Origin of the sequence: Mycobacterium sp. 1245852.3 (assembly GCF_001669335.1) — a bacterium.
GTDB lineage: Bacteria > Actinomycetota > Actinomycetes > Mycobacteriales > Mycobacteriaceae > Mycobacterium > Mycobacterium europaeum_A.
In genome coordinates this window covers 1-2,188 of record NZ_LZLL01000421.1, presented here as the reverse complement: position 1 = coordinate 2,188, position 2,188 = coordinate 1, and the positions used below count along the sequence as shown (strand labels likewise).

The following is a 2,188-nucleotide window of genomic DNA, read 5'->3' as shown; positions in this document are numbered from 1 at the left end:
TCGAGGTCGGCAAGATCGCCTCCGAGGCCGCCGGCGAGGTGCAGGAGATGATCGACATCTGCCAGTTCGCGGTCGGCCTGTCGCGCCAGCTCTACGGCCGCACCATCGCCTCGGAACGCCCCGGCCACCGGCTGCTGGAGACCTGGCACCCGCTCGGTGTCGTCGGCGTGATCACCGCGTTCAACTTCCCGGTCGCGGTTTGGGCCTGGAACGCCGCGCTGGCCCTGGTGTGCGGGGACCCGGTGGTGTGGAAGCCCTCGGAGCTGACGCCGTTGACGGCGCTGGCCACCCAGTCGTTGATCGCCCGGGCCGCGGCCGACGTCGGCGCCCCGCCTGCGGTGAGCTCGCTGATGCTGGGCGACCGCGACCTCGGCGAGCTGCTGGTGGACGACCCGCGCGTCGCGCTGGTGTCGGCGACCGGTTCGGTCCGGATGGGCCGGGCCGTCGGTCCCCGCGTCGCCGCGCGGTTCGGCCGGGTGCTGCTGGAGTTGGGCGGCAACAACGCCGCCATCGTGACGCCGTCGGCCGACCTGGACCTTGCGGTGCGCGCGGTGGTGTTCGCGGCCGCCGGCACCGCGGGGCAGCGCTGCACCACCCTGCGCCGGCTGATCGTCCACCGCTCGGTGGCCGACGAGGTGGTCGCGCGCGTCGCGTCCGCCTTCGGGCAGCTGCGCATCGGTGACCCGTCGGCGCCGGACACGCTGGTCGGACCGCTGATTCACGAGACCGCCTACCGCGACATGGTGGGGGCGCTGGAACAGGCGCGCGCCGACGGCGGCGAGGTGATCGGCGGCGAGCGCACCCATCCCGAGGCCCCCGAACACCCGAGTTCCTACTACGTCGCGCCGGCGCTGGTGCGGATGCCCGCGCAGACCGCCATCGTGGCCACCGAAACGTTCGCGCCCATCCTCTACGTGCTGACCTACGACGAGCTCGACGACGCGATCGCCCTCAACAATGCGGTGCCGCAGGGCCTTTCGTCGGCCATTTTCACCACCGACCTACGCGAGGCCGAGCGCTTCCTGGCCGAATCCGACTGCGGAATCGCCAATGTCAACATCGGCACGTCCGGCGCGGAGATCGGCGGCGCGTTCGGCGGAGAGAAGGAAACCGGCGGCGGACGCGAATCCGGCACCGATTCGTGGCAGGCCTACATGCGCCAAAGTACCAATACCGTCAATTATTCCGGCGAGTTACCGCTGGCCCAGGGCGTGAAGTTCGGATGAATCCAAAGTGGCCGGGGTCTCATGTCGTATGAGTACTATCTGACACATGCCGACTGCCCGCAGGCGCTTATCCCCCGAGGATCGACGCGCTGAGCTGCTCGCTTTAGGGGCAGAGGTCTTTGGGAAGCGGCCCTACGACGAGGTCCGCATCGACGAGATCGCGGAACGCGCCGGGGTCTCGCGGGCCCTGATGTATCACTACTTCCCCGACAAACGGGCATTCTTCGCGGCGGTGGTCAAGGACGAGGCCGACCGCCTGTACGAGAACACCAACATGGACGACGCCACCGGCCTGACCATGTACGAAGAGGTCCGCACCGGCGTCATGGCCTACATGGCCTACCACGAGCAGAACCCCGAGGCGGCGTGGGCCGCCTACGTCGGCCTGGGCCGGTCCGACCCGGTTCTGCTGGGCGTCGACGATGAAGCCAAGAACCGTCAGCTCGAGCACATCATGAGCCGGATCAGCGACCTGGTGGCCAAGACCCCCGCGGGGAAGCTGGAACCCGACGTCGAGCGGGACCTGCGGGTGATCTGCCACGGCTGGCTGGCGTTCACCTTCGAGTTGTGCCGGCAGCGCATCATCGACCCCACCACGAATGCCGATCGCCTCGCCGACGCGTGCGCGCACTCGCTGTTCGACGCCATCGCCCGGGTCCCCGAGATCCCCGAGGAACTGTCCCACGCGATGGCGACCGCTCGGATCGAGCCGCGCTAGCCGACGCCTTGTCGGTGCCCGTTGGCACCATGGACGGGTGAGCACTCGCGCCGACTCCGGGCCGCCCGGCCGCCCCGACCCGTTGGGCCGGTTCAGCGCCATCACCCGCGAGTGGTTCACCAGCACCTTCGACGCACCCACCACCGCGCAGGCCGACGCGTGGAACGCGATCGCCGACGGCCACAACACACTGGTGATCGCCCCGACCGGCTCGGGTAAGACGCTGGCGGCGTTCCTGTGGGCG

3 protein-coding genes are annotated in these 2,188 nt (G+C 69.7%); all 3 read left to right on the top strand.

Features of this window, described 5'->3' with window-relative positions:
- The coding region (locus A9W96_RS18795) for an aldehyde dehydrogenase family protein (protein WP_067141999.1) at positions 1-1,226 on the top strand (1,226 nt) is incomplete at its 5' end.
- Between the two features lie 46 nt (positions 1,227-1,272).
- Entirely contained in the window at positions 1,273-1,944 is a 672-nt protein-coding gene (locus A9W96_RS18790) for a TetR/AcrR family transcriptional regulator (RefSeq protein ID WP_066868563.1), read from the top strand.
- Positions 1,945-1,981: 37 nt separating this feature from the next.
- Positions 1,982-2,188 (top strand): DEAD/DEAH box helicase (locus tag A9W96_RS32260; RefSeq protein ID WP_197497966.1); only part of this gene is annotated, 207 nt, incomplete at its 3' end.

Coding starts and splice junctions, on each gene's coding strand:
- A9W96_RS18790 (WP_066868563.1), top strand. CDS start 1,273: ATGCCGACTGCCCGCAGGCGCTTATCCCCCGAGGATCGACGCGCTGAG.